Source organism: Deltaproteobacteria bacterium (genome assembly GCA_020845895.1).
Lineage (GTDB): Bacteria > Lernaellota > Lernaellaia > JACKCT01 > JACKCT01 > JADLEX01.
This window is the reverse complement of the sequence record JADLEX010000097.1, coordinates 23,054-47,180: the sequence shown is the minus strand read 5'-3', so window position 1 is coordinate 47,180 and position 24,127 is coordinate 23,054. Positions and strand designations below refer to the sequence as shown.

Sequence of the window (24,127 nt, the reverse complement as noted above, 5' to 3'; positions counted from 1 at the left end):
GGCTGCTGAGATTCTTCCAGTAAAACATGAAATGGCAACGGATAAACCGTTGAAACGACTGGTCTTTTTGGACGGGAAGATCCTTCGCTGCGCTCAGGATGACAGACCGCGAGCAATCGGAATGACCGGTGGCGCGGCACAGGTCGGCTATCGACATAAGAATTTGATCGGCGATGAACTGTTTCAACGTCGAAACGCTGAATGGTTTCGGTGCATTTCCCTGCGAGCGTAGCGGCGCAGGCCCAAGGATCGGCTCACCCGCACCACTCCCACCACACGCGCGATGGACTGATCTTCGGTTCTGGCGGCCGCGCCGAGAGGCCGCATTCCCGACTTCCAGTGCGTCATTTGGCGGCGCCGTTTGACACCGTTTCGCCCCTGTGGAAGAATCCGCGCGCTTCGGGGGACCATGCGGCATGGTGCGACGAAAATTCCTAATTGTTTTCGCGATGTTGGCCCTCGCCGGGGCCAGCGGCTGCCGCGATGCGTACTACGACGAAAAACCCGTCTACTCTGCCCACGAATACCTGACGCGCGAGGACCGGGCGGACGAGCTGGTATACTCCATCCAGCAGGCGGGACTGACCGGCGTAGCGTTAATCGCCGGAAGCCGCGAGCCCGCGGTCCAAGCCCCTTTCCCCGACCCCGGCCCGACCCCCGATCCCAACGAACTGGTGCTCAAGGCCTTCGAGGAGTCGAAAGGCATTCTCATCCCCTTTGTCACCATCGCGTCCGACGATCCCGCGCCGCTCGAAACGTTCAAGGCCCTGCACCAGCGCGGCGCGCGGGGCCTGGCGCTTTGGCGGCGCGGCGAGACCGGAGAGCGCCGGCTCGACGCCCCGGAGATGGAAGGGCTGTATCAGTACGTCGAGCTGTACGGCGTGCCGGTCTTCGCGCATATCGCCGGGCGAGAATTCCTCGACGAGTTGTCGGCGGTGCTCTTCGACCACCCGGAGATGCGCGTCATCGGCGCGGGGCTGCTGGGCATGCCCGGCGACCTCGCGCTCGTGCAAACCGCGATGGAGCTGCACAATAATCTGTACGTTTCCATCGGCGGCGACGGCGGACCGGGGTTCGAGCAGCGTTTCGGCGAGATCCTGGAGCAGGGCGACGCCGCGGCCGAAGTCTTCACGCTTTGGCAAGACCGCATCCTCTTCGCGGGCGGCCTGCAGTTCGACCACCGGCTCTATCGCCACGGCGTGTGGGGGATGCAGACGCAGAAGGCGTATCGCGCGTTTCTGGAGCGCGAAACGAACCGGATGCGCCTGATGGACGAGGCGCGCGCGTGGGTACCGCGCGAGTTCGGCGGCCTCGCGCTGTCCGACGACCTGCTCGAAAAGATCTACTACGGCAACTTCCTCAAGGTCATCGGAAAGTCGTTTCAGGAACGACCGCCGATCGAGTTTTCCTCGCTCGTGCTGAGCGTTCCGACCGAGTGGCACTTCAACCCGATCGTGCCGTCACGGCTGATCCCCGCCCTCGCGTGCTCGCACCAGAAACTCGTGAACCGCGTTTCGACGCAGCGTCTGCGCGACGTCTTCGCGGGCAAGATCGGGGACTGGAAGGAATTGAACGGCGAGCCCGGCCCCATCGTGCTCGGCTCGGTCGGTCCGCTCGCGCGCATCCTGTCGGCGCAGCTCGACGCTCCGCTGGTCGCGGAACTGCGGACCTTCGACACCGCCGAGGAGCTCACCGAGGCGATTCTCGCAGATCACGCCATTCTCGGCCTCATGCCCGTCGATGCCCTCGACGGACGACTCGAGATCGTCGCCGTCAACGGCGACAACCCGCTCGTCAGCAACGTCGCCTTCTGCGCATCGAAATCCTCGCCGACGGTCTCGACCTATTTCCCCAATTACCCCCTGCTCGTGCCGGCGGAGTTCGCCGCCGACGCCCCGGTCACGCGCTTCGATCCCTACCAGATCCGCACCATCGCCATCGGCGGCACCGTGCGCGCGCCGGAAGGATTCGACCCCGCGTCGGTGCGCGTCACGCGCATCGTCACCGGCTCCGGCGCCGAGGCCGAGGACCCCATCGCGCAGCGGCTGCGTCCCGTGTATTCGATTCTGCCGCAGATCCGCAAATACGACCTCGCGGCCTTCTGGGACGCGGGCGAAGCTTCCGATGCGTTCCTACTGCGGGCGCTCGGCGCGCGGGCGCGAATCGGTGACGCCGGCATCCGGAGAGTGCTCCTCGACGGTGACGAAACCGGCGAATCGGCCGCCTATCTCGTCCGGGGGTTGCCGGTGACCATCGGAACGAACCCCGTCCCGCCGACATCCGAGGGGATTCACATCGTCGTTCTGCCGCAAGCGGCCGACGTCGACGCCGTGCGCGCGTCGCTTGCCGCGGGGGCCGAAGTCGTGCTCGCCGGCTCGCGCGTGGCGGGGCTCGCGGGGCTCGGACCGGTGGACATTCCATTGGGTGAGTTTCTCGGCGACGACGGCGCGAGCGGGCAGCTTCTCACGCTCTCGTTTTACGGGACGCGGCTCAAGATGGCACAGGTGATGCCGGTGACGACTGCGGAGCGAATCGTACAGCGGCGCTACGGGGCCGACGCCCGGTCCGCGTCGCTCGCCGCGTTTCAAATGGCGGGATCGACCGCCGCGCCCTGAGCCTCTTCGTCACGAACGATCGCCAGGTCCGCGCGTCGCCGCTCCGGCGATGCCGTCGGTCCGCCGAGTTCCCGCTCCACGATGGCGAACAGGCGCGGCGACACGACCAGCCCGGCGTGATTCGTCGCCATCAGGATGTTGCGGGCGCCGTCGAGCACGCACGCCCGCGGATGCACCACCGCGTCGTGCATCGCCGCGAGGCAGACGACGCGCACGCCGTCCGGCAGCGGCGGCGCGATCAATTGCGACAGGAATTGGCTGTGCGGCTGCATCTGGCGCGTGCTCGGCGCGATCAGGCCGAACCACGGCATCGCGATCATTGCCGCCGTCGCGAGCCGAGCTCCGCCGAACGGCGTGCCGACGGTGACGAGCTTGTTCACGTGATCCGCGCCGCCGAAGCATTTGATGTACTGCAAGCCGATCAGACCGCCCATCGAGTGACCGAGAATGTTGATTCGGTCGAGGTCGAACCTGCGGCGGATCGTTTCGACGCGCTCGGCGATCTGCTGCGCTGAACGGTTGATGTCGTGGACGTTGAGCCAGCCGAGCGTGATCGAAAAGACGGGAAATCCCTTCGCCTTGAGGTGCTGCTCCATCAGGAACATCGCGCCGCGCGTGCCCAGAAATCCGTGAATCAGCAGCACCGACCGCCGATGCCCCGCGCCGCGCAGGCCGAAATCCTTGTCGTCGAGCCGGTTGCCCCTGGCCTGATGGCGCACGTACTGCGCCGCATCGACGGCGAGCTGAACGACGACGCGTCGCTTGCGATTCCAGTCGATGAGCGTCTCGCGAAACGTCAGGCTTTTGTGCGTGACGCGCGTGAATTCGAGGTCGAGTTGGTACTCGCCCTTCGCGCCCCCCGGCTCGCAGGACTTCACGCGGGCCTCGCCGCGATAGGGGTGCAGCTCGTCCACAATCGCGAACTCGATGTCGACGAGCGCGCCGAGCGGCAGCGTTTCGCGCACGACCAGCGAGATGCCGCCCGAACTCACCCGCGCCGCCTGCGAGACGAGGAACTGGTGACCGCGGTTGACGACCACGCGCGCCGAAACGTCGACCGGAATGTCGGGAAAATCCGCGAGGCGGGCAATGTCCATGCGTCAACGACCCGTCACAAAACGCAGTGCGTCATCCACGAAAAACATCACATGACTACGGTCGGAAGCCGAAGATCTCCTCCGGCGCGACGTCGAAATCGATCCCCAGCACGCGCGTCAGAATCAGCATGATGAGCGCGAGCGCGAGCAGCAGTACGACGAGGGAGGACAGCGTGACGCCGCCGAGAATCGTGACCGTGATGAGGCTCGCCGTGGTCACGAGCACCGTCAGCAGACCGCGCCCGCGAAACGGCGGCTCGGGCTCGAAGAGCACGAGCGCCCGCGAGACCTGCCGAGCCTTGTCCCTGGCCTGATCGAAAAAGTCCGACAGATTCGATTTGTCCACGCGCGGCCTCCGACGTTCTGTCCAAGTACCTTACCCCCGCCGCCGGGACCGATCAAGATCCGGGCGGCGCCGCGATGCCGGCGTTCGCCGGGATTTCGATTGACCGCGATGTTCCGACCGCGTGACTTTCGCCTGTTCGCGGGATTCCCGGGCGGCGGCATATCGACAAAAATATCCGCGCGGCGGATAAAGTCACCCATGCGTAGAATCCTCGCGGCGCTTTTTCTCGCTCTTGCCGTCGCGCCCGCGCTTTCGTCCTGCGCCGCGAAAATCCCCGAAAGAACCGTGCCTAACATCACAAGTCCCGTTGGGATGTCGCGATCGGTCGGACGGCCGAATGCGGGGCGGCTCGAAAATGGCGTGCAGTTGCGTTCGTTCCCCGGCGCGGTCGTGGTGAATCCCGATCAGTGCTGGGCGACGGACGAGACGGCGGCGCTGCTCGCCGTCGCGATCGAGGAGACGCGCCGCGCATTCCCCGACGCGCATGACCTCGTACTCGGCGACATCTCGCATCGCGAAGGCGGGCCGATCGCGCCGCACCGCAGCCACCAATCGGGCCGCGACATCGACCTGGGATTCTACTACCTCGGCAAGCCGCCCGGCCGCATGTTCATCCCCGCCACGACCGCGAACTTCGACGTGGAACGCACCTGGTATCTCATCGAGACAATGCTGCTCACCGAGCGCGTCCAGTACATCTTCATCGACAATTCGGTGCAACGTCTTCTCTACGAACACGTGCGCGAGATCTACCCGCCGCAGCGCCTAGAAGCGTGGTTCCAATATCCGCGCGGCCCGCGCGCGAAGGCGATCATCCGCCACGTCCCCGGCCACCGCGATCACCTGCACGTGCGTTTCAAGTGCTCCGAAGGCGACGACGGCTGCGCGGAGTAATAGACCCTCACCTCCGGCCCCTCTCCCGTCATGACGGGAGAGGGGAGGCGAGCGAAGCGAGCCGGGGTGAGGGCCTCACCCCGCTACCGGCTCACCGCGCCCCAGCGCGCGGCGTCGCCGTCTCCCGCCGAGACCAACAGCCCGAGGCTCTCCAGCGAACGCACGTGTTTTTCCACGGCACTTTTGCGCGCGCCCTTGAACGCGGCGGCGATATCGCTCGCGGACCACAGGCCGGGTTGCGACGCGAGCCAGTCGCGGATCGCCTTCAGCTGTTCGGGCACTTCCTTCGGCCAAGGGAGGCTTGCGGCCTGGGGCTTGGGGCTCGCGGGTTCCGGCGTGTCGACGTCCATTTCCGCCTGCGCGGGCTTCGTGCGTCCACCCGGATTCTGAAACTCGGGACGCAGCCAACGCACGATGCCGCGCTTTTCTTCCTCGGCGCGCTCGTGGTTGAGGGCGACGAGCCGCGTAAGAATTTCGTCGTCGGGCAGATCGACCGGCCAGCCGTAAGCCTCGGCGACCGCCGCGTCGAGTTCGTCGTGGATTTGTTTCAGGATGCCGATGAGCGCCCGCTCGTGGAACGCGAGGTTGTAGGCCCTCACCCCCAGCCCCTCTCCCGTCCGACGGGAGAGGGGTGCCGAAGGCGGGGTGAGGGCCGCATTCTCGACGGGAGAGGGGCTGGGGGTGAGGGCTCTCAAAGCTTCCAGCGCGTTGTACATGCCCGTCAACGTCACATCGGGATGTTCGGCCTGCACGCGTTTGCGGTGCGCGTCCAGCCGCTCGCCGAGTTCTCGGATGCGGGCCTTCTGTTCGTCGGTGGCGTCGGGGAAGGGGAACGGGTCGAAACAAGTGTTGTTTCGGTATCTGGGGCGGTCTTCCAAGGTCGACCCAACCTCCAGAGACCAGATGTGATGAAGCCGACTCGACATCACGCCGAAGAAGAACGCATCTTCCAGCGCGAATGCGATGGCTCCGTGCTCCACGAGTACGTCGATGTCGACCAAGACGAAGGGAATGTGCTTCGAGGTCTCGGGAACCGCGACGTACCGGCGAAGGCCGCGTAAAGTTTCCCTAAGTGCTGGTCTGGTTCGACCGAACAACCACCAATTGTCCTTCATCGTGCTTGAACGGTTGGCGTCGCGTTCCGGTTTTACATGGTCCAAGAGTCTTTGGTATGGCTCGGGGTAGCGTTGTGCCGCCTCTTCTACCGTCAGTCCGAAGAAATCAATGACATAGAGGCCACGATCCTTCTGGACAATGTCGCGGGCGTTGACGAGGCGCTTAAGCACCGGCGCGTTCCGACCGCCGCAGAGGAGTTGGTGGTACTCGTTCTCGCTCAAGACGAAACCCCGTCCGGCGAGCATCATACCGAAGGACGAAAGACCGACGTTGGCGGCAAGCGGAACACATGACGTGAGATTGGCCCCTCCCGATAGGTCGGCATGGACGCGCGGAACGATGCGGTAGGCGATCTCCACACGCCGGGCCTGCGGCTCTTTAAACTGCTCACGCTCCTCGAATGTGACCTCGCCTAAAACCGGTTGACCTGCAAGACGATCGGCCCTCACGCCGACGGTCATCGCGATTCGCACGTCGGCACCGGCGTCCACCCACGGGTGGTCGGGGATCGCCCAAGCGAGGGCGACACTTATGCGAGGACCCCTCACCCCGCCTTCGGCACCCCTCTCCCGTCTGACGGGAGAGGGGACGGGGGTGAGGGTCGAGTTCTCGACGGAAGAGGTACCGGGCGTGAGGGCGCACTCGATCACCTTTCGATTGAAGACCTGTGTAATGCTGTTCGTGGTAATGAAACCAAACCGCTTTAATTTCTCGGCACGGACCAAGCCTGCCGCCTTTTCCCACCAGTACATCACAAGGTCGCTGTGACCCATGTTTGGGTAGGTCGCGCGGAGGGTTTCGACATATCCGTCGCCAAGGGCGAACCGCATCATCTTGTCGCCCACAAACGGCGGATTGCTGACCACGTAATCCGCTTCCGGCCATTCGGCCGGACGCGCGTTCACGTAGTCGAAAACCGGCACGCGAGCGTCTTCGTCGGGAACCTCTTTGCCCGTGATCGCACTTGTCTTGAAAGTGCGTTGATCCCACGTCGTGATCGGCTTGCCGTCCGCGTCGAGGCGCGGTTTCACGTCGTCGTAATCGAGCACCGCGTCGCGGCAGACGATGTTTTTGTAGGGTTGCAAAACGGGCTCGGGCGGGGTGCGTTCGCCGTAAACGCGTCGTTGCCATTGCAAATAGCCGAGCCACAAAACGAGGTCGGCGATCTCGCGGGCGCGCGGGTTGATCTCGATGCCGAGAAACTGGCCGGGATTGACGGACAGGCCCTCGACTTCCATCAGCGATTGCCGGTCGCCCAGGTCGGTCAGTTCGCGCAGAACCTCGGCCTCGATCTCCTTGAACAGATCGAGGGTGACGTAGAGGAAGTTTCCGCTGCCGCAGGCCGGATCGAGCACCCGCGTGTGGACGAGCGATGAGTGAAATCGGCGGATCACGGCGGCCGCTTTTTTCCGGTCGGCGTCGGAGGGTTCCCTCACCCCGCCTTCGGCACCCCTCTCCCGTCCGACGGGAGAGGGGACGGGGGTGAGGGCCGCATTCTCGACGGGAGAGGGGACGGGGGTGAGGGCCGCTTCGATCTCCCGCAGGCAGTCCGTCAGACGGAGTTCCACGTCTTCGCTTTTCAAGCGGACGAATCGGATGCCGTGTTTCTCGATCGCCTCTTGTCGCAACTCGTCGTGTTCTTGTTGCCCGTCATGAATGGGACCATCGACCTCCACGGCCAGACGCGCTTCGTGACAATAAAAGTCGACGATATAGCCGTCGACCGGATGCTGCCGACGAAACTTTCGTCCGCCAAGTTGTCGATCGCGAAGCGCCTGCCAAAGAACGTCCTCTGTATCTGTCGGATTTTTCCTGAATTCGCGGGCCATCTCAATTTTAGGAGCCCTCTCCCCGCCTTCGGCACCCCTCTCCCGTCTGACGGGAGAGGGGTTGGGGGTGAGGGCCTTCATGTCGACGGGAGAGGGGACGGGGGTGAGGGTCGACTCCATGATCTGCCGCGCCTCGGCCTGGGCGATTTCCCATTCGGCCCGTACGGGCTCGATGACGGCGGGACGCACCAGGCGCTCGATGTATTCGCGCGGCGTGAAATGCGCGCCGAGCGCGCGGCGCTCGACGGGGTCCAACGCGCGTTCGACCAGCGTGCCGAAAATAGCGGGCTCGACGTTCGCCCAATCGCACGCGGCGGCTTCCTGCAACAGGCGCAGTTGCGCCTCGGTCATGGGGAGCGATTGCCACGTGTTGAACAGACCGCCGTTGAAACGCAGGAGTTTGCCGACGAAGCCGAAGGGCGAGCCGTCGCGCATGGCCTGCCAGAGCTGCTCGACACCCGCCTGGAACATGCGCGGGTTCGGAATCCAGTGATCGCGGATGGCGCTCGTGAACAGTTTGTCGGGCAGCAACCCCACGTCCTCGCAGAACATGGTGAAGATCGAGCGCATGAGGAATTGGGCGACCAGTTCAGGATCGTGCGGGTCGGCTTCGAGCGCGCGGGCGAGGTCCGCGAGTTTGGCGGCCACCTCTCGCGTGACGCGCTGCGCGTGGCGGGCGGGGTCGAGATCGAGGGGATCGTTGAAGATCTTGACGAAGTATTCGCGGACGGCCGGGTCGGCGAGTTGTGCAAATTCGATGGTACGCCGCGCGCCGTAGCCGCCGTATTGGCCGCCAAAGCCGGTCCAGATTTCGAAGACGTTGCCGATGTCGCACGTGATGAGAAAGGGCGGTTTGCCGTCGGGCAGATAGTTCGCATAACGCAGCGCCTGACCGAACGCGGCGCGCATGGCCTTGTCCCATGTCGCGGTGCCGCGCCGCGCGGTGCCGATCGTCGCGTCGCCCGATTCGCTGCCCTGTTTGGCCTCGCAGACAAACGAGTTGCGCCGGTAGAAATCGATGGCGCCGGTCGAGGCGCGCCCGTCCGGCGTGTCGATGGCGACGTCTTTTTCGAAGCAGTAGTCGGGCGAGCGGTCCTTGGGTCCGGGGCGATCGACGCCGAGGGCTTCGCACAGTTCAATGAAAAACAGGTCCTTGTTCGCGCGCTCGTGAGCGCTCGACTCGAGCCAGCGATCGATGAATGTCTTTACGGCGTTTTCATCGGGCGCAATCGTTGCCACGTCGGACCCGTCCTGCGTTTTCGTGTCGAATGAGATTGGTCGAAATGCGAACCGATGAAAAGGGGGGAGAATAGTCGCCCTCACCCCCGGCCCCTCTCCCGTCAGACGGGAGAGGGGTGGCGAGCGAAGCGAGCCGGGGTGAGGGCCTCACGGCAGCGCGTCGAAGGGCTGCGTGAACGTCGTCAGCTCGTTCAGGCGGATGTCCACGCTCACGCGTGTCTCGCGACCGTCCGGCGCGCGCAGCGTGAGCAGATGCCGTCCCACGGGCAGCGATTTTTCGACGAGCGGCGCGACGCCGACGCGTTTGCCGTCCGCGTCCATCACGTCCGCCGCGATTCCGACGTCGATCGAAAGCCGCCCCATGAAGTTGCGCGAGATCTTCGTGATCTCGCCGCGTTTCAGCACGACCGTCTCCTCGTGCTCGAGGCCCGACGCCGCAAGGCTCAGGCGCACGCGGTGCTCGCCGAGGGTCAGGTCGTTCAGCTTGAGCGGCGTGTCGCCGCGCAGGCCGCCGTCGATCTCCACGCGCATGCGCGGTCTGGAGCGGACCCACAGCTCGGCGAGCCCCTCGCGCAGATCGATCTCGACCTCCACGCGCTCGCCGGGCTTCGCGTTCACCGTACGCACGCCGGGCATGAACCCCGGCATCTCGACGCGCACCTCGTGATCGACGCCCGCGATCGGCGTCTCGATGGTCATCGGGGTGCGGTCGGACTGCGCCGCGCCGTTGAAGAACACGGTGCCGCCCGGGGGGTCGCTGCGCACCGCGATCGCCTGCGCTTTGGGTTTCTCGTCTTCGGCGTAGTTGAAGTAGGGCTGATCGAACGCCTTGCGCGCATACGCCCTGCCCTCCCAGCGAAAACCCATCACGCGCCGGTCGCGGAACGCGGGCGATTCCGGCGAAGCGAGTGCGGCGCCGTCATCCGTCGTCATGCGGACGACTGTCCCCGACGGCTGCGCGCCGATGCGGAAGGTGCCGCGACGCACCTTCACCTGATCCGCGACGCGGTCGCGATCAACATCGGTATGCGTGACGCATACCCAGGAATGGTCGGGCGAAAACTCGATGTATCCCGCGACGAATCCCGCGGGCGAATCGCCGGACGTGGTGAAAACGCCGAGCAGGTCGTCCACGCCGATCGGCGCCCCTGCCCCGCCCGCGCCCAAAGCGCCGAGCGCCGCGAACACGATCATCAGCGGCCAAAGGCCGCCCAGAATGGGATGTGCCACCGTCAACACGCTCCTGTGCCGAAGCATCCGTTTACGCCGGGAATTTCTTGACAGCAAGCACGCGCATTCGTAAAGTGCGCGCCGTTCGAGGGTCTGTAGCTCAGCTGGTAGAGCAGGGGACTCTTAATCCCTTGGTCGGGGGTTCGAATCCCTCCAGGCCTATCAAAGAAATCAACGGGTTGGGCGGTTTTCGCCTGACCCGTTTTTCTTTCCGCCCTGACCGACCGCGCGAACGACGTTACGACCGTTTCGATTTTGCCTTCGGCGACGCGCCGGGCTGAGCGGCGGCGTCCTTCTTCTTCGCGGGATGCTTCTCGATCCAATCGAAGATCGTCGGGAAGACCTCGGTCTCGGCGCGCAGGCCCACCAGCAGGTCGAAGTGGCCGTAGTGATCGCGGTGGCCGTGCTCCGGTCCGAATTGCGCCTTGGCATGACGCGCGTGGCCGAGCTGCGACAGCGTCCGGTCGATCAGTATCGGCGGCGCCTGGCGGTCGCGGTCTCCGCCGAGAAGCAGGATCGGCGTTTCGATGGACGACATCTTGTCGGCATAACGCACGGAGTCGTCCGCAGATCGGAATCCGCCGGGTGAAAACAGCGTCGTCATTTGTTTCGTGACGTTTCCAGATACGTCGTTGATGACGCCCGCGTGGATGGCTCGCCCGGCTGCGGGGGCCGTGTTCGACGGCCAATAATTGAACTCCTCGGTGATCGTATGCCCTCGGCCGTCCATCGGCGAGGAAATCTTCGAGATCAGGCCGAGGTGATTGCGTTTCATCCAACGGATCAGGGGATGAAAACGCAGCAGCGGGATGTAGTACGAGCCGGAGTCGGAGTAATCGATTCCCGAGCCCACGGTGATCCCCGACGCGACCCGCGACGAGCCGTGCACGCCGCAATGGCAGAAGAGCAGAAGACCGCCCATGCTGTGGCCGATCCAGTGGAGCTGCGAATACGCGGAGCGGAAGAGGATGTAGTCCACGATCGCCGGGTCGTCGCGATGGATGTAGTCGTCAACCGACCAGTTCCACTTGCGCTCGCCGAAGGGCACGGGGCGGTCGCTGTCGGCGCGGCCCCGCAGGTCGCACGCCCACACATCGTACCCGCGATCGGCGAGGGCGTGCGCGATTGACGGCACGGGCGCTTCCGGCGATCCGACGCCGAGGTCGAATCCCTTGTGGTTGGCCGAGTAGCCGTGGTGCAGCAGCACCGGTTCGCCGTGAGGGCTTGCACCGCGCGCACGCCAGCGATGGATCGCGATGCGCCAGCCGTCGGACGTGACGGTGTAGTGCGTCTCGTCGGGACGCGGTTTGGGTGCGTATCGCCCGGCCGCAAAACGCAGCAGCGTCCAACCGAGCGCGAGAATGACCAGAATGAAGGTGATGCAAGACATGGCGCGAGTATCGGGAAGTGCCGCGTAGCGCGCAAGTGCGTCAGCGATACGTTGCCGGATCGGTGCGGCCCGCCTCGCCAAATCCCTTGAGGCGCAACCGACAGGCGTCGCATTCGCCGCAGGCGCGGCCTTCGGGGTCGGGATCGTAGCAGCTCGTCGTGAGCGCGTAGTCGACGCCAAGCGACAAGCCGAGTTCGATGATCCGCGCCTTCGTCAGGTCGATCAGCGGTGTGTGGATTTTCACGCGCGTTCGCCCTTCGACGCCCGCCTTCGTCGCCAGGTTCGCCATGCGCTCGAATGCCTCGATGTATTCGGGACGACAATCGGGATAGCCGCTGTAATCGAGCGCGTTGACGCCGATAAAGATGTCGGCCGCCCGGGTCACCTCGGCGAATGCGAGCGCGAACGAAAGAAAGATCGTGTTGCGCGCGGGGACGTAGGTGACGGGGATTCCGTCCGCCATCTCATCAGCCGTACGCCCCTTGGGTACCGGCAGATCGCCCGTCAGCGCCGAACCGCCGAAGGTCCGCAGGTCGATGTCGGCGATCACGTGCCGCAGGACGCCGAAGGATACGGCCACGCGCCGGGCGGCGTCGATCTCCACGGCGTGCCGCTGGCCGTAGCGAAACGTGAGTGCATGAAGCGCGTAGCCCTCGCGACGCGCGACGGCGAGCACCGTCGTGGAATCGAGCCCGCCGCTCAGCAGGACGACCGCCCGCTTGTTCTCCGCATCCCGATCGGCCATCCGATCGATCCTCCATGAATTCGTCCGGTCCGCCGGTCCCGGGTCCGACTCCCGTCTTCTCGCATGTTCCCTCTTCAGCGTAAACGCGCCGCGAGCCGAAAAAAGTCGGGCAAGAGATTCGCAAAAGAATTTTCTTCCCATCGGAGATTCTTTGTGAGATGATTCATATACGACGTGCCGGGCGCGGATTGGAGTTTTCGGCGCGATCCGTATCGCACGGAGGCGAAATCATGTCGCAATCGAGAATGGCGTTGCTGTGTATGCTCGCGTGCGTCGGCATCGTCACCGTTCTCGCGTTTCCGGGGTGCACATCAAGAGCTACCGGAGACTCCGCATCCAAAGACGACGATGCGGTCAACGATGTGTATGACGATATCGGTGATGACGATGTGGACGACGGCGACACGGACGACGACGCGCCGTCCGCCTGCGAGGAAACCTTGGCGGGCGAGGTCGACGCATGCTTCGAGGGGCTCACTGCGGGCGAAGTCTGCGGCACGGCGGACGCCGATTGCTGGGTCGAGTGCTTCGAGCATACGTCCGGATGTTCAGAATGGGCTCTGTGCGTCGAATCGGTGTGCGTCAACGGCGAAGACCCGTGGTGGAACGACGACGACACCGACGATGACGATACCGACGATGACGATTCCGGCGACGACGATGCGGGCGATGATGATACCGGGGACGATGACACCGTCGCCGATCCCACACTGATCGGCAGCGTCAAAGAGGTCTATCCGCCGACCCCTGTGGCGAATGCCCAACTGGATTTCTACTCGGCGACTGCGCGCGACGAGACACCGATCGCCACCACGACCACCTCGGCATCCGGTGACTACGCCCTCACGATCCCGGCGGGGTGGTACAGCGTGGTCGTCACACCCCCCGAGGAAACGGGTCTTGCGGTCGCCAAGTACGAGATCGAGGTCCTCGAGGACAATCCCACACCGCCCTTCGCCGATTTGTTCGTCAACGACTGCATGGAAGACGACCAGGTCCGCATCGCACTTCACTGGGGCGACACACCCAGCGACCTCGATTCCCATCTGCTCGCTCCGTGCCCCGACCCCGACCCCGGCGCGTGCGGCGGACTCGGTTTCTACCTCATGTACTTCGCCGCGAGACAGTGGGGGTCGCATTTTTCGCTGGATGTGGACGACACGACGGGTAATGGCCCGGAAGTCACGACGGTGAATTCCGGCACGGCGGGAACCTATCGATTCGCGGTCCACGACTACTCGAATATCGGGTCAACGTCGTCTCGCGCGATGTCACTTTCGGCCGGGCTTCAGGTCACGGTGTTCCACCCGGACGGCAACACCGTCTTCCGTCCCGACGGCGAGACGCCCGGCACCGTTTGGATGGTGGTCGATCTCGACTACGACGGAAGCGAATGGACGCTGAGCGAGGTGAACGACTGGTGCTTCGAAAGCAACATCTCTAACGTTTTCGAGGCGTGTCCGTAAGACCCGGCGCGCGGAACCATTCGCATTCTGGAGCCTGAGTCACGCCACGGCGGAATCGCGGGCGGCGCGCTCCACGGTGATCGCCTCTTCGAGCGACTGGAGCGGATAAGGGTCGAACCCGCGAAGGATCTCGTCCTCGCCGAAATACGACTTTTCATTGCCGTAGACCTTGCCGTAAATGATGCGCGTGACGCCCGCGCCCAGAAGCGTCTTGAGGCAAGACAGGCACGGCTTGAAGGTGCAGTAGCATGTCGCGCCGTCGAGCGAGATGCCGAAGCGCGCAGCCTGCAACACGGCGTTTTGCTCCGAGTGAATCGTGCGCACGCAGTGGCCGTCCTTGACCAGATGCCCGACCTCGTCGCAGTGCGGTGTGCCGGGCAGCGAGCCGTTGTAGCCCGTCGTGAGAATGCGGTGGTCCTTGACGATGACCGCGCCGACCTTGAGCCGGTCGCACGTGGCCCGAGACGCCACGACCTCGGCGACGCTCATGAAATACTCGTGCCAGGTCCCGCGAGACATGACGGACTCCCCGATAACGATGTGCGTCGAATGGCGCGGGCCGTGCCGTCGACCCGGTTCTCACGAGACCGGACGAGGGGCGGGACAAGCGCCCCTTCCCCCCGCCCGGTCGATATCATCAATCACGAACAGCCGGTCGTTTCACCACACGTCACGCACTTGAGGCACGTGCCGTTGCGGACCATGGTGAACTGTCCGCACGCGTGGCAGGCGTCGCCGGTGAATCCCTTGGCCTTGGCCTGCTGAACGAGGCGGAACGATTCGGATTTCGGCGGCGCGACCTCGGCCGCGAGATTGCCGACGACCGGCGTTTCCACCTTGACTTCGCCCTTGCGAACCGGCGCGGCGTCGCCGGTGGGAACGCTGCGCAGAGATGCCTTCATGCCGGCCGCGGTCGCCGTGCCCAAGGAGGCGCTTCCGCGCGCTTCGATGCGATGATCCGCCGTCTTCGACGGCAACGCCCGCACCACGACCTCGTCTCCCGCCGGATGCGCGGGTTCGGCCCAACCCTCTTCCGCCACGTCGTCTTCGTAGATGTCTTCGATGACGTCCTCGTCCTCGTTGTGGGCGAGATCGGTGCGGTTGAGATAAGCGATGGCGAGTTCGCGGAACACGTAGTCCACGATCGAGGTCGCCATCTTGATGCGCTTGTGGCCGGTGACGATGCCGTTGGGTTCGAAGCGCGTGAAGACGAAGGCGTCCACGAACTCGTCGAGCGGCACGCCGTGTTGCAGTCCGAGGCTCACGGCGATTGCGAAGCAGTTCATGAGGCTGCGGAACGCCGCGCCCTCTTTGTGCATGTCGAGGAAGATCTCGCCGAGCGCGCCGTCCTGATATTCGCCGGTGCGCAGGTAGATCTTGTGCCCGCCGATATTCGCTTTCTGCGTGTATCCCCGGCGACGTTCGGGCAGGCGGCGGCGCTGACTGAGGTAGCGGAACACGATGCGCTCGGTGATGCGCACGGCCACGGCCTCGACGTTCGTCTGTTCGACCTCGGTCTCGGCGCCCATGCCGGCCAGCGGCTGTGAGAGCTTCGACCCGTCGCGGTAAAGCGCCACGCCCTTGAGCATGAGCTTCCAGCCCTTGAGGTACGTGTCCTGCACGTCCTCGACCGACGCTTCCGACGGCATGTTCACCGTCTTGCTGATCGCGCCCGAGATGAAGGGCTGCGCGGCGGCCATCATTTTCAGGTGGCCGTCGATGGGGATGTACCGCTTGCCGATGCGTCCGCAGCGATTGGCGCAATCGAAGACCGGCAGGTGCTCGTCCTTCAGGTACGGCGCGCCCTCGACCGTCATGGTGCCGAACGCGTAGTCTTCCGCGGCCTGGATCTGGTCGCGCGTGAAACCCAGGTGGCGCAGCAGCCGGAAGTCGGGCCGGTCGATCACGTCTTTCGCGATACGCAGGCGACCCGTCAGAAAATCCTCGCCGAGCGTCCACGCCGAGAAGACGGCGTCGAGCGAGAAGGCGGTGGGCAGCGCCATTTCGATACTGTCGAGCGTGTCCTGATCGAAGCCCTTGTTGCGCAGCACCTCGTGGTTGATGTGCGGCGCGCCGGCGAGCGTCTTGCGTCCGATGGCGTAGGCGATGATCGCGTCGATCTCGCTGTCGGTGTAACCGAGCTTGCGCAGCCCCGGCGGAATGCTCTGGTTGATGATTTTGAAGTAGCCGCCACCGGCGAGTTTCTTGAACTTCACGAGCGCGTAGTCTGGCTCGACGCCGGTGGTGTCGCAGTCCATGACGAGGCCGATCGTGCCCGTGGGCGCGAGCACCGTGACCTGCGCGTTGCGATAGCCGTATTTCTCGCCCCACTCGAGGGCGCGGTCCCAACCGGCGCGCGCGGCCTCGAGCATGTAGGCGGGGCAGTGCTGCTCGTCGATGCCGACCGGCGAAATGGTGAGTCCCTCGAATTCCTTCGCATCGGCGTTGTACGCGGCGCGCCGATGATTGCGGATGACGCGAAGCATCGACTCGCGGTTCACCGCGTACTTCGGGAAGGGTCCGAGCAGCTTCGCGAGTTCGGCGCTGGTGGCGTAAGACTCGGAGCACATGACCGCCGTGAGCGCGCCGCAGATCGCCCGGGCCTTGTCGGAGTCGTAGGCGAGGCCCATGTGCATGATGACCGAACCGATATTGGCGTAACCCAGGCCGAGCGTGCGGTACTCGTAGCTCTTGCGCGCGATCTCGTGGCTCGGGAACGACGCCATGAGCACGCTGATTTCCAGCACGATCGTCCACAGGCGGCAGGCGTGTCGGAATCCCTCGACGTCGAACACCCCGTCCTCGCCGAGGAACTTGATGAGGTTGATCGATGCGAGATTGCACGCCGTGTCGTCGAGGAACATGTACTCGGAGCACGGGTTCGACGCGTTGATCGGCCCGCCCGCCGGACACGTGTGCCATTCGTTGATGATCGTGTTGTACTGCACGCCGGGGTCGGCGCTCGCCCACGCGGCGCGCGCGATTTTGTCCCACAGGTGGCGCGCCGGGATCTCCTTGGACAGATCGCCGCCGACGCGGTTATAGAGCTTCCACGTCGCGTTTTTCTGCACGGCGTCGAAGAAATCGTTGGGAATTCGCACGGAGTTGTTGGCATTCTGACCGGAGACCGTGGCGTAGGCCTCGTTGTTCCAGTCGATGTCGTATTCCTCGATCTCGATGCTCGCGTAGCCCTGGCGCGCGTAGCCCATGATCCGCTGGATGTAGGATTCCGGGATGAACGAGTGGCGGCATTCCTTGATCGCGGCGGCGAGTTTCGGATTCTTGCGCGGGTCGCATTCGAGAACGCCGTCGTCGAGGCGACACGAGCCGAGCAGCTCGTTGAAGAGCCGCTTCATGATCTTGGAGCCCGTGACGAGCGCGGCGACCTTTTCCTCCTCGCGCGCCTTCCAGTCGACGAAGTCCTCGATATCCGGATGATCGAGATCCAGGCACACCATCTTCGCTGCCCGGCGCGTGGTGCCGCCGGATTTGATCGCGCCGGCCGCCCGGTCGCCGATCTTCAGGAACGACATCAAGCCCGAGCTGCGTCCGCCGCCCGAGAGCCGCTCACCCGAACCGCGCAGGCTCGAAAAGTTCGTCCCCGTGCCCGAGCCGTATTTGAACAGGCGCGCCTCGCGCGTCCACAGGTCCATGATGCCGCCCTCGTTGACGAGGTCGTCCGACACGGACTGGATGAAGCACGCGTGCGGCTGCGGGCGCTCATAGGCGCTGCCCGAGCGCTCGACCTGGCTCGATTCGGGGTTGAAGAAGAAATGGCCCTGCGGCTTGCCCTTGATGTTGTACGCCCAATACAGACCCGTGTTGAACCACTGCGGCGAATTGGGCGCGGCGATCTGCGCGGCGAGCATGTGCTTGAGTTCGTCGGCGAAGGACTGGGCGTCGGCGGGCGTGTCGAAGTAGCCGTGGCGACGGCCCCAATCGGCCCACGTGCCGGCGAGTCGGTCGAAGACCTGGCGCGCGTCGTTCTCCCCGCCGAGCACCGGTTCGCCGTTCGCGTCCTGGACCGGGTTACCCTCCCCGTCCATCTGCGGAACGCCCGTGCGACGGAAATATTTCTGCGCGAGGATATCCGTGGCGACCTGCGACCAGTGCTCGGGCACCGTCACGTTGTCGTTGCGAAAAACGACCGAGCCGTCCGGGTTCGTGATCTCGCTCGTGCGGCGAGCGAACTTGAACGCGGCGTACGCGGACTGTCCCTTTTTCGTGAACCTGCGACTGATCTTCACCGCCTGCCCTCCATGTGCTCATCCCCGCACCCGGGGAACCGCAAGACGAACCGCAAAACCCGTTTTTCCCCGCGTTCCGAGCGTCCGTGGCCAAGCGATACGAAAAGCGCCGTTTGACCAGATCTTGTTCGTTCCTTGACCGCGGAACACTAGATATAGTATGCGCCGCGTCCGAACGCAAGGGAAAAATGCTCCTATGTGTGGGCTCGATGACCGGGATTCGTCGCCAGCGTGACAGCGCCCGAAAACCCGGTCAATGCGGGGAAAACCTGTGGGCAGGTCTGTGGAAATGTGGAAATCGGCGGGGGCCGACGGGAATCGACTGGAATTTCCGATGCTTGACGCGCCGAGTCATCGCGTAAGTGAAATTCTTAACGAACCGTTCTGTCCCCAGCGTGGGCTCGAATCGAGGAAATTCTCCGTCAACGAGGTCGGTCAGGAGGTCTCGCGGACCGTCGGCGACCAGACGGCGAAGGACTTGCCGCGCGCGAACCTCCACCAGGCCGCGACGAGGGCGAGCTGCACCGTGACGAAGAACGACGCGAACTTCGTCAGCTTCGCCGCCGCGCCGCCGCCCGGCTTTCGAAATTCGCCGTCGCGCGCGAGATCGCGGGCGAACGCGAAAGCGCCGACGACCCAAGCACTGAGTTGCGCGACCAACACCGCGCACCAAACAACGTGCGTTCGCGCGAGCCAAGCGCACGACGCGAGCGCGCCGGCGGCCAACGCGGGCCCCAGCCAGCGCCCGAGTTTGTGAAAGACGATGGGAATCATCGCGCGGCGAAGCCCGACCCGATCCTCGCGCGTCCACGCGTTGCGCAGCGTGAACATCGCACCGGTAAAGGTGCGGACCTTTCGCCGAAATTCCTGCCGAACACCGACCGCCCGGCGCACGAAGGCGCGCGCGTCCGGCGTTGCGACCACGCGAAACCCGCGCGCCACGACATGCAGCGGCACGGCGAGATCGTCCACGGCCTCGGGCGGCACATCGCGGCGCAGAAACGAACGCACCGCGAACAGGCACCCGGAAACCCCGATCAGCGTTCCGAGTTTCCGGTTCTCCAGACGACGCACCGCGATTTCGTAACGCGTGTAGAACCCTGCCGCCTGCGTGCTGTCGTGCTCGCTGCCCGAGATGCTGACGTCCTCGCCCGACACGCAGCCGACCGTGGGATCGCGCAGTTCGCGCACGAGCGCCGCGATCGCGCCGTTGTCCAGCAGCACCGAGGCGTCGGTGAACACGAGGATCTCGTGACGTGCGAGCGCGACAGCGGCGTTTTGCGCGAGGCTCTTGCCGCCGCGTGCGTCCATGCGCAGAAGTTCGACGCCCCGATCCGCGTATTCGCGCACGATGTCGTCCATGCCGTCGTCCGACGCGTCGGAGGCGACGATCACCTGCATGGGCAGCGGTGCGTCCTGCGCGAGCAGGTTGTCGAGTTTCGCGCGGATATTCGCCGCTTCGTTGTATGCGGCGATGATGATGGAGACCCCGTCCGCAAGCGGCGAATTCGATCTCCACGTGTCGGCCCGCGCGTCGCCGAGACTCTTCAGAACGAAGGGATAACCCACGTATGGTAAGAACAAGGCAATGACGCAGGCGACAAAAAACACCGCGGCGATGATCGTCACCGGATATCTCCGGCTGTGGGAGCCGGCGCCCGCGTCTCGACTCCGGGCTTGGCCGCGAACACGTTGAGCCACGAGCAAACCACGCGCACGGCGGGAAAGCTCACACGGTCGTTACGCAGGCGAAAGAGCGGACTGCACAGGTCGAACGCGCCGGACTCGAGCGCGGTCACGATGGACATTTCGGAGAGGAATCCGGCATGCGCGCGCAGGTACGCGCGGGGTTTCGCGGGCAGTTCGCTCGCGGGCCAGGTTTGAAACGCTCCCAGATAGGGGGAGTTTTCCATGCGCGCGACGAACTCCTCGGCGAGCGGGGACGACGGGGCAAACGGCCCGTGGCGTGGCGGACTCCAGATGTCGATCCCGTTCACCAGGTCGGCGATCTGCGTCTTCGTTTCCATCTCCCCGATACGCACGTCGTGCCAGACCGTGACTCCGCCGACCTCGCGAACCGCGTGCGTGAGAGCCTCGATCGTGCGCGCATCGAACAGCGTCTTCGTCGCGAGGGCCAGCACCCGCTCCCCGCCGGGGAACGTGTAGTCCGCGCCGGGCACGACCACGAAACGCTCCGTGGAGTTGCGCGCGCACATGCGAACGAAACGCGAATAATCGTCGACCGACCTGCCCTCCGCGCGCAGATTCACGCACACGAAACGCAGGCCGGCCGCCTGCATTCGTTGCGCGAGCTCGCCGAACGCGCGCCGATCGAGTAGGTTTAGGCCATCCTCGACGATCACCACGCCATGGTAACGGTTCAGGCCCTTGCCGAACGGCGTCATGATCGCGGAACGGATCTTTTGCAGCATCCTCAGGCGAAAGCGTTTTCGCATGACGATCGCGGGGCGCATGTCTTCGGGCGACTCGAGTTCGAGGCGTGTCGCGGGATCCTTGCTCTCCTGCATGAAACGCGCGATCGCCTCGATGCGTCCCGGCGCGCGTCCCGGCCCCGTCCAGATCCGCCGTCCCTTCATCACGTAGGTCAACAGGTATTCGATGTCGCCGAGCAACCATCGCGACCGCAGCCCGTATCTCACGGCTGGGGGCGGCGACGCCCGACGACCGAGCGCGACGTCGAGCGCCAAGCGCGGAAAGTCGATCCCCGCGTCGATTCCGAGTTGAAGCGCTCGCCAAAAATGCGGCTTGGCCTTGAGCAGGCACGGACGCCCTCCCGGGCGGTCGCGGACGAACTCCATCATCACGGGTCCGTCGATCCGAAGCGGCGCGAGAAACCGCCTCGCGAGATCGCGGACCTCATCGCTCGGGGGAGCGGCCTCGCGCAGCACCGACGCACCGCCGAGGCGCGGCAAATCGCGAAGGCGATGATGACTGAACTCGACCACCGGTTCGCCGCGACGGTAGACGGCATAGTATGCTTCGTCCTCACCGACCAGCTTCGCCTGAATCAGGCACGGCCACGCGTTTTTGGGCAGCGAACGCAACAGGTACGACAGCTCGTCGAGATTTCGCGCCATGCGCACGCGAATGCGCACGAGCGCGTCATTCTCCTCGACCAGCGCGTGCACGGGACGCACATAAACCGGAAACGAAAACGGCAGAGTGGGAATCTTCAACGGACTCGTCGCGATGACCGTCCGGGGCACCGCCACATCGTGCGCGTTCGCGTGGTCGATGATCTTCTGCTTATCGGCCAGAAACCGGATCGTCCGATCGGCGGCCATCACCAGCGCGGCCAACGGATCGAGGCGGCGCCTGACGCTCATCAACGCCGCGATCGACGCGCCGCCACACGGCACGATCGCCGCGAGATCGAGGCCCGCGGCCCGCTCCACGATGACGTCGGCGTATTCCCCGGGGGCCTCCATCGGCGGCGGGGCTAGGAGAACTTCGTTCGCGTACTTGCTCGCGAATCCCATCGCATCGCGTCGACCGGCCACCACGGTGACATCCATGCCCGATCGACCGAGCGACCGCGCGACGGCGAGCGCCGCGCGGGTGTCGCCGTCGAGCACCATCACGCGATTGCGCTTCCCGAATTTCGCGAGACGCGCCGCCACGCCGCGAGTCGATGCGGCTTTTGTCGTCGCTTGCGATCCCGGGCTCATTCCCGCAACCCCGAAAGGAGATAGTCGAGCGTCGCCGCATCGGGTGCGCCGCCCTCGTGCATGGAAAAGCGCGGAACGGCGAACAGATCCACGCCGCCCGGCACGAATCCGCCGCCGACGGCCACCGCGCACAGATAACCGGCGCGTCGAGCCTCGCGGCGCACGTTTTCGTCGTGATTTCCGTTGGGGTACGCGAACGAGAGCGGCGCGATCCCCATGCGCCGCGTCATCTCGTCGCGGCTTTCCGTCATCTCGCGGCGACACTCCTCCACCGAGATCTGCGTCATGATTAGGTGATTGACCGAGTGCGAACCGAAGCTCACGCCCGCCTCGAACATCTCCATCACCTCGGGCCAGTTCACGATGGCGCGCGGGTGGTCGTCCGAAATCTCGGCCAGCGCCTCGATGAAGTCCGCCATTCGCGCGATGACGGCCGGATCGAGCACCTTCACCGTCTCGATCGTCCGGTCGATGAGCACCGGAAGCGAGGGCCGCAAGGCGAGCAGATCCATGAAAAACGCGCAGCCCTCCGGTAATCCCTCATCGGGAAACGCCGTGAGCACACGGTCGAGCCGTTCGTGCACGATGCGCAGCGCGTGTTCAACACGCGCGTTCCAGTATGCGCCGTCATGCCCCACGAACGCCGTCGGCAGGTAGATCGTTGCCGGAACGCCCAGCGACTTCAGGATCGGAAACGCGACCTCGTAATTGTCGAGCCATCCGTCATCGAAGGTGATGACGGCGCGGGGCCGCGCGGGCCGCTCGCCGGTCAGATGACTCTTTGCGAGTTCCGCCAGGTCCACGATGTCGAACCGCTTCGAGAGCCATTCGAGATGAAGCCGAAACACGCGGCCGGAGACGACCATGCCGGGCTGGTATTTCAACAGATCGTCGTCGACGACGCGGTGATAACACAGTACAACGTCTCGCGCGCCCAGCAAAGCGCGCGTCGCGGACCACGTTCCCACCGCCGACAGCGGCCCCACCACCGCCCGTTTGATCGTCTGCTTCAATCCCATACGCGCGCACTCCCGGCGGACGTCACCTCTCGGATGACGGCCGCGATGTCGTCCACATCCCGCTCTTCGACCGCGTCGTGCGTCGGCAGCGTGACGAGACCCCGGGCGATCTTCTCCGCGCCGGGAAAAGGGCCGAGGTCCATTCGGACATGCGGCCGGGCTTTGTCAATGCGGTACACCGGTTTCGGATACATCGGCGACGCCCCGAGGCCGCGACCCACGAGCCGGAACAGCGCGGCATCGCGGTCGGCGGAGTCCTCGAAGATCACCGGAAAACGCAGCGCCGCGCCCAAGATCCCAGCCCGAACGCGGGGGATGATGACGCCGCGGACGCCCGACAGGCGCGCCTCGATCATCGCCGCGACCTGCTGGCGGCGCTCCACCACGCCGGCGAGGCGGGCGAGTCCATCGAGAATCAACCGCGCGCGCGGCGGATCGAGGCCGGCGACGCCGAATTGGGTATCGAAGACCGAACGACCGATGGTCACGAACGGCAGCAGACGCAGCCAGGCGAACACCAACCGGTTCGCGGCGGCGCCACCGGCGAGGGCCGTCAACATCGCACGCATGCGGTTGCCTGCGGGCGGTGCGAGCCGAGCGCGTTCGAGCATCGCGGACAGCGCTTCGCCGCGCGTCGCGACAACCCCGCCGCCGATCGCGCCCAGCGGCTTGCCGCGACCGAAGCTGAAGAGCGACAGATCGCCGAACGATCCCGCGGGACGGCCGTCCACGGTCGCGCCGAGCGTCTGCGCGGCGTCCTCGATGAAAAACAGGCGATGGGCGCGGCAGACCTCGCCGAGCTTGGCGAGATCGGGGGGCAGTCCGAAAAGTCCCGGCGAGAGCACCGCGAAGACGTCTTCGGGCGGCGGCTGCGTCTGATTGCGATAATTGAAATCGAGCGTTTCGGGGTGCAGGTCCGTCGGGTAGATGAGGAGACCCGCGCGAACGATGGCCGACGCGACCGTATAGCAGGTGTAAGCGGGCACAAGAACGCCCCGGCCCGAACGCGTGAGCGCGATCTGCTCCAGCATCCTCGCGAGCCCCGCCCGACCCGACGAGAACGCGGCGGCGGCATCCGCGCCATGGTCGAGTGCCATGCGCGACTCGAGCCGCCCGACGTCGCTCGCCTCGGCCCGCCCCGGAGCAAGGCGGAGCGACAGCGGCAGCGACGTGGCGACGGGCGGCAATCGACCGATCTTCATGGC

The 24,127-nt window shown here is 65.0% G+C and carries 15 protein-coding genes and 1 tRNA gene; 4 read left to right on the top strand and 12 right to left on the bottom strand.

The features are described 5' to 3' along the window. Nucleotides 1-416 precede the first annotated feature (416 nt). Nucleotides 417-2,615: a hypothetical protein gene (locus IT350_13115; protein MCC6158982.1), complete on the top strand. Its 2,199-nt coding sequence runs from the start codon at nt 417-419 to the stop codon at nt 2,613-2,615. On the opposite strand, the gene IT350_13110 is transcribed toward IT350_13115, so the two are convergent. Both IT350_13110 and IT350_13105 read right to left on the bottom strand, forming a co-directional pair. Next, nucleotides 2,585-3,712 carry an alpha/beta fold hydrolase gene (locus IT350_13110; protein ID MCC6158981.1) on the bottom strand — a complete coding sequence of 376 codons (1,128 nt, stop codon included), beginning with the start codon at nt 3,710-3,712 and terminating at the stop codon, nt 2,585-2,587. The genes IT350_13115 and IT350_13110 overlap by 31 nt on opposite strands. Before the next feature lie 55 nt (nt 3,713-3,767). Beyond that, a complete protein-coding gene (locus tag IT350_13105; protein ID MCC6158980.1) occupies nt 3,768-4,058 on the bottom strand; it encodes a hypothetical protein in 291 nt (96 codons plus the stop codon). A 360-nt stretch (nt 4,059-4,418) separates the two neighbouring features. Between IT350_13105 and IT350_13100 the strand changes: the two genes are divergently transcribed. Next, nucleotides 4,419-4,952, top strand: coding sequence for a penicillin-insensitive murein endopeptidase (locus IT350_13100; GenBank protein MCC6158979.1), 534 nt, complete (start codon nt 4,419-4,421; stop codon nt 4,950-4,952). Nucleotides 4,953-5,035: 83 nt separating this feature from the next. Here the strand turns inward: IT350_13100 and IT350_13095 are convergent, their stop codons facing one another. Together IT350_13095 and IT350_13090 are read right to left on the bottom strand one after the other, a co-directional pair. Further along, nucleotides 5,036-8,806 (bottom strand): DUF559 domain-containing protein, encoded by a 3,771-nt coding sequence (locus IT350_13095; protein MCC6158978.1) that lies wholly within the window; start codon nt 8,804-8,806, stop codon nt 5,036-5,038. A 477-nt stretch (nt 8,807-9,283) separates the two neighbouring features. After that, nucleotides 9,284-10,366 carry a PEGA domain-containing protein gene (locus IT350_13090; protein MCC6158977.1) on the bottom strand — a complete coding sequence of 361 codons (1,083 nt, stop codon included), beginning with the start codon at nt 10,364-10,366 and terminating at the stop codon, nt 9,284-9,286. A gap of 89 nt (nt 10,367-10,455) precedes the next feature. On the opposite strand from IT350_13090, the gene IT350_13085 reads away from it, so the two are divergent. Beyond that, nucleotides 10,456-10,528, top strand: a tRNA-Lys gene (locus IT350_13085). 76 nt (nt 10,529-10,604) lie between these two features. Here the strand turns inward: IT350_13085 and IT350_13080 are convergent. Beyond that, a complete protein-coding gene (locus IT350_13080; protein ID MCC6158976.1) occupies nt 10,605-11,756 on the bottom strand; it encodes an alpha/beta fold hydrolase in 1,152 nt (383 codons plus the stop codon). A gap of 40 nt (nt 11,757-11,796) precedes the next feature. Next, complete coding sequence (queC, locus tag IT350_13075; protein ID MCC6158975.1) at nt 11,797-12,501, bottom strand: 7-cyano-7-deazaguanine synthase QueC; 705 nt, start codon at nt 12,499-12,501, stop codon at nt 11,797-11,799. A 230-nt stretch (nt 12,502-12,731) separates the two neighbouring features. Here queC and IT350_13070 point away from each other — a divergent pair, with 230 nt between their 5' ends. Next, the gene (locus IT350_13070; protein ID MCC6158974.1) at nt 12,732-13,967 is read left to right on the top strand and encodes a hypothetical protein; all 1,236 of its coding nucleotides are present in this window, start codon (nt 12,732-12,734) and stop codon (nt 13,965-13,967) included. Nucleotides 13,968-14,006: 39 nt separating this feature from the next. Here the strand turns inward: IT350_13070 and IT350_13065 are convergent, their stop codons facing one another. The 6 genes from IT350_13065 to IT350_13040 all read right to left on the bottom strand — a co-directional run bounded on the left by IT350_13065 (nt 14,007) and on the right by IT350_13040 (nt 24,124). Then, nucleotides 14,007-14,486, bottom strand: a complete 480-nt coding sequence (locus IT350_13065; protein MCC6158973.1) for a dCMP deaminase family protein — start codon at nt 14,484-14,486, stop codon at nt 14,007-14,009. 122 nt (nt 14,487-14,608) lie between these two features. Then, entirely contained in the window at nt 14,609-18,214 is a 3,606-nt protein-coding gene (locus tag IT350_13060) for a vitamin B12-dependent ribonucleotide reductase (protein MCC6158972.1), read from the bottom strand. A gap of 435 nt (nt 18,215-18,649) precedes the next feature. Then, nucleotides 18,650-19,843, bottom strand: a complete 1,194-nt coding sequence (locus IT350_13055) for a glycosyltransferase (GenBank protein ID MCC6158971.1) — start codon at nt 19,841-19,843, stop codon at nt 18,650-18,652. Beyond that, nucleotides 19,840-21,903: a hypothetical protein gene (locus IT350_13050; GenBank protein MCC6158970.1), complete on the bottom strand. Its 2,064-nt coding sequence runs from the start codon at nt 21,901-21,903 to the stop codon at nt 19,840-19,842. The genes IT350_13055 and IT350_13050 overlap by 4 nt, the downstream gene beginning before the upstream one ends. Further along, nucleotides 21,900-22,922 (bottom strand): polysaccharide deacetylase family protein, encoded by a 1,023-nt coding sequence (locus IT350_13045; GenBank protein ID MCC6158969.1) that lies wholly within the window; start codon nt 22,920-22,922, stop codon nt 21,900-21,902. The genes IT350_13050 and IT350_13045 overlap by 4 nt, the downstream gene beginning before the upstream one ends. Further along, the gene (locus tag IT350_13040; GenBank protein MCC6158968.1) at nt 22,913-24,124 is read right to left on the bottom strand and encodes a DegT/DnrJ/EryC1/StrS family aminotransferase; all 1,212 of its coding nucleotides are present in this window, start codon (nt 24,122-24,124) and stop codon (nt 22,913-22,915) included. Before IT350_13040 ends, IT350_13045 begins: the two co-directional genes overlap by 10 nt. Nucleotides 24,125-24,127 lie beyond the last annotated feature (3 nt).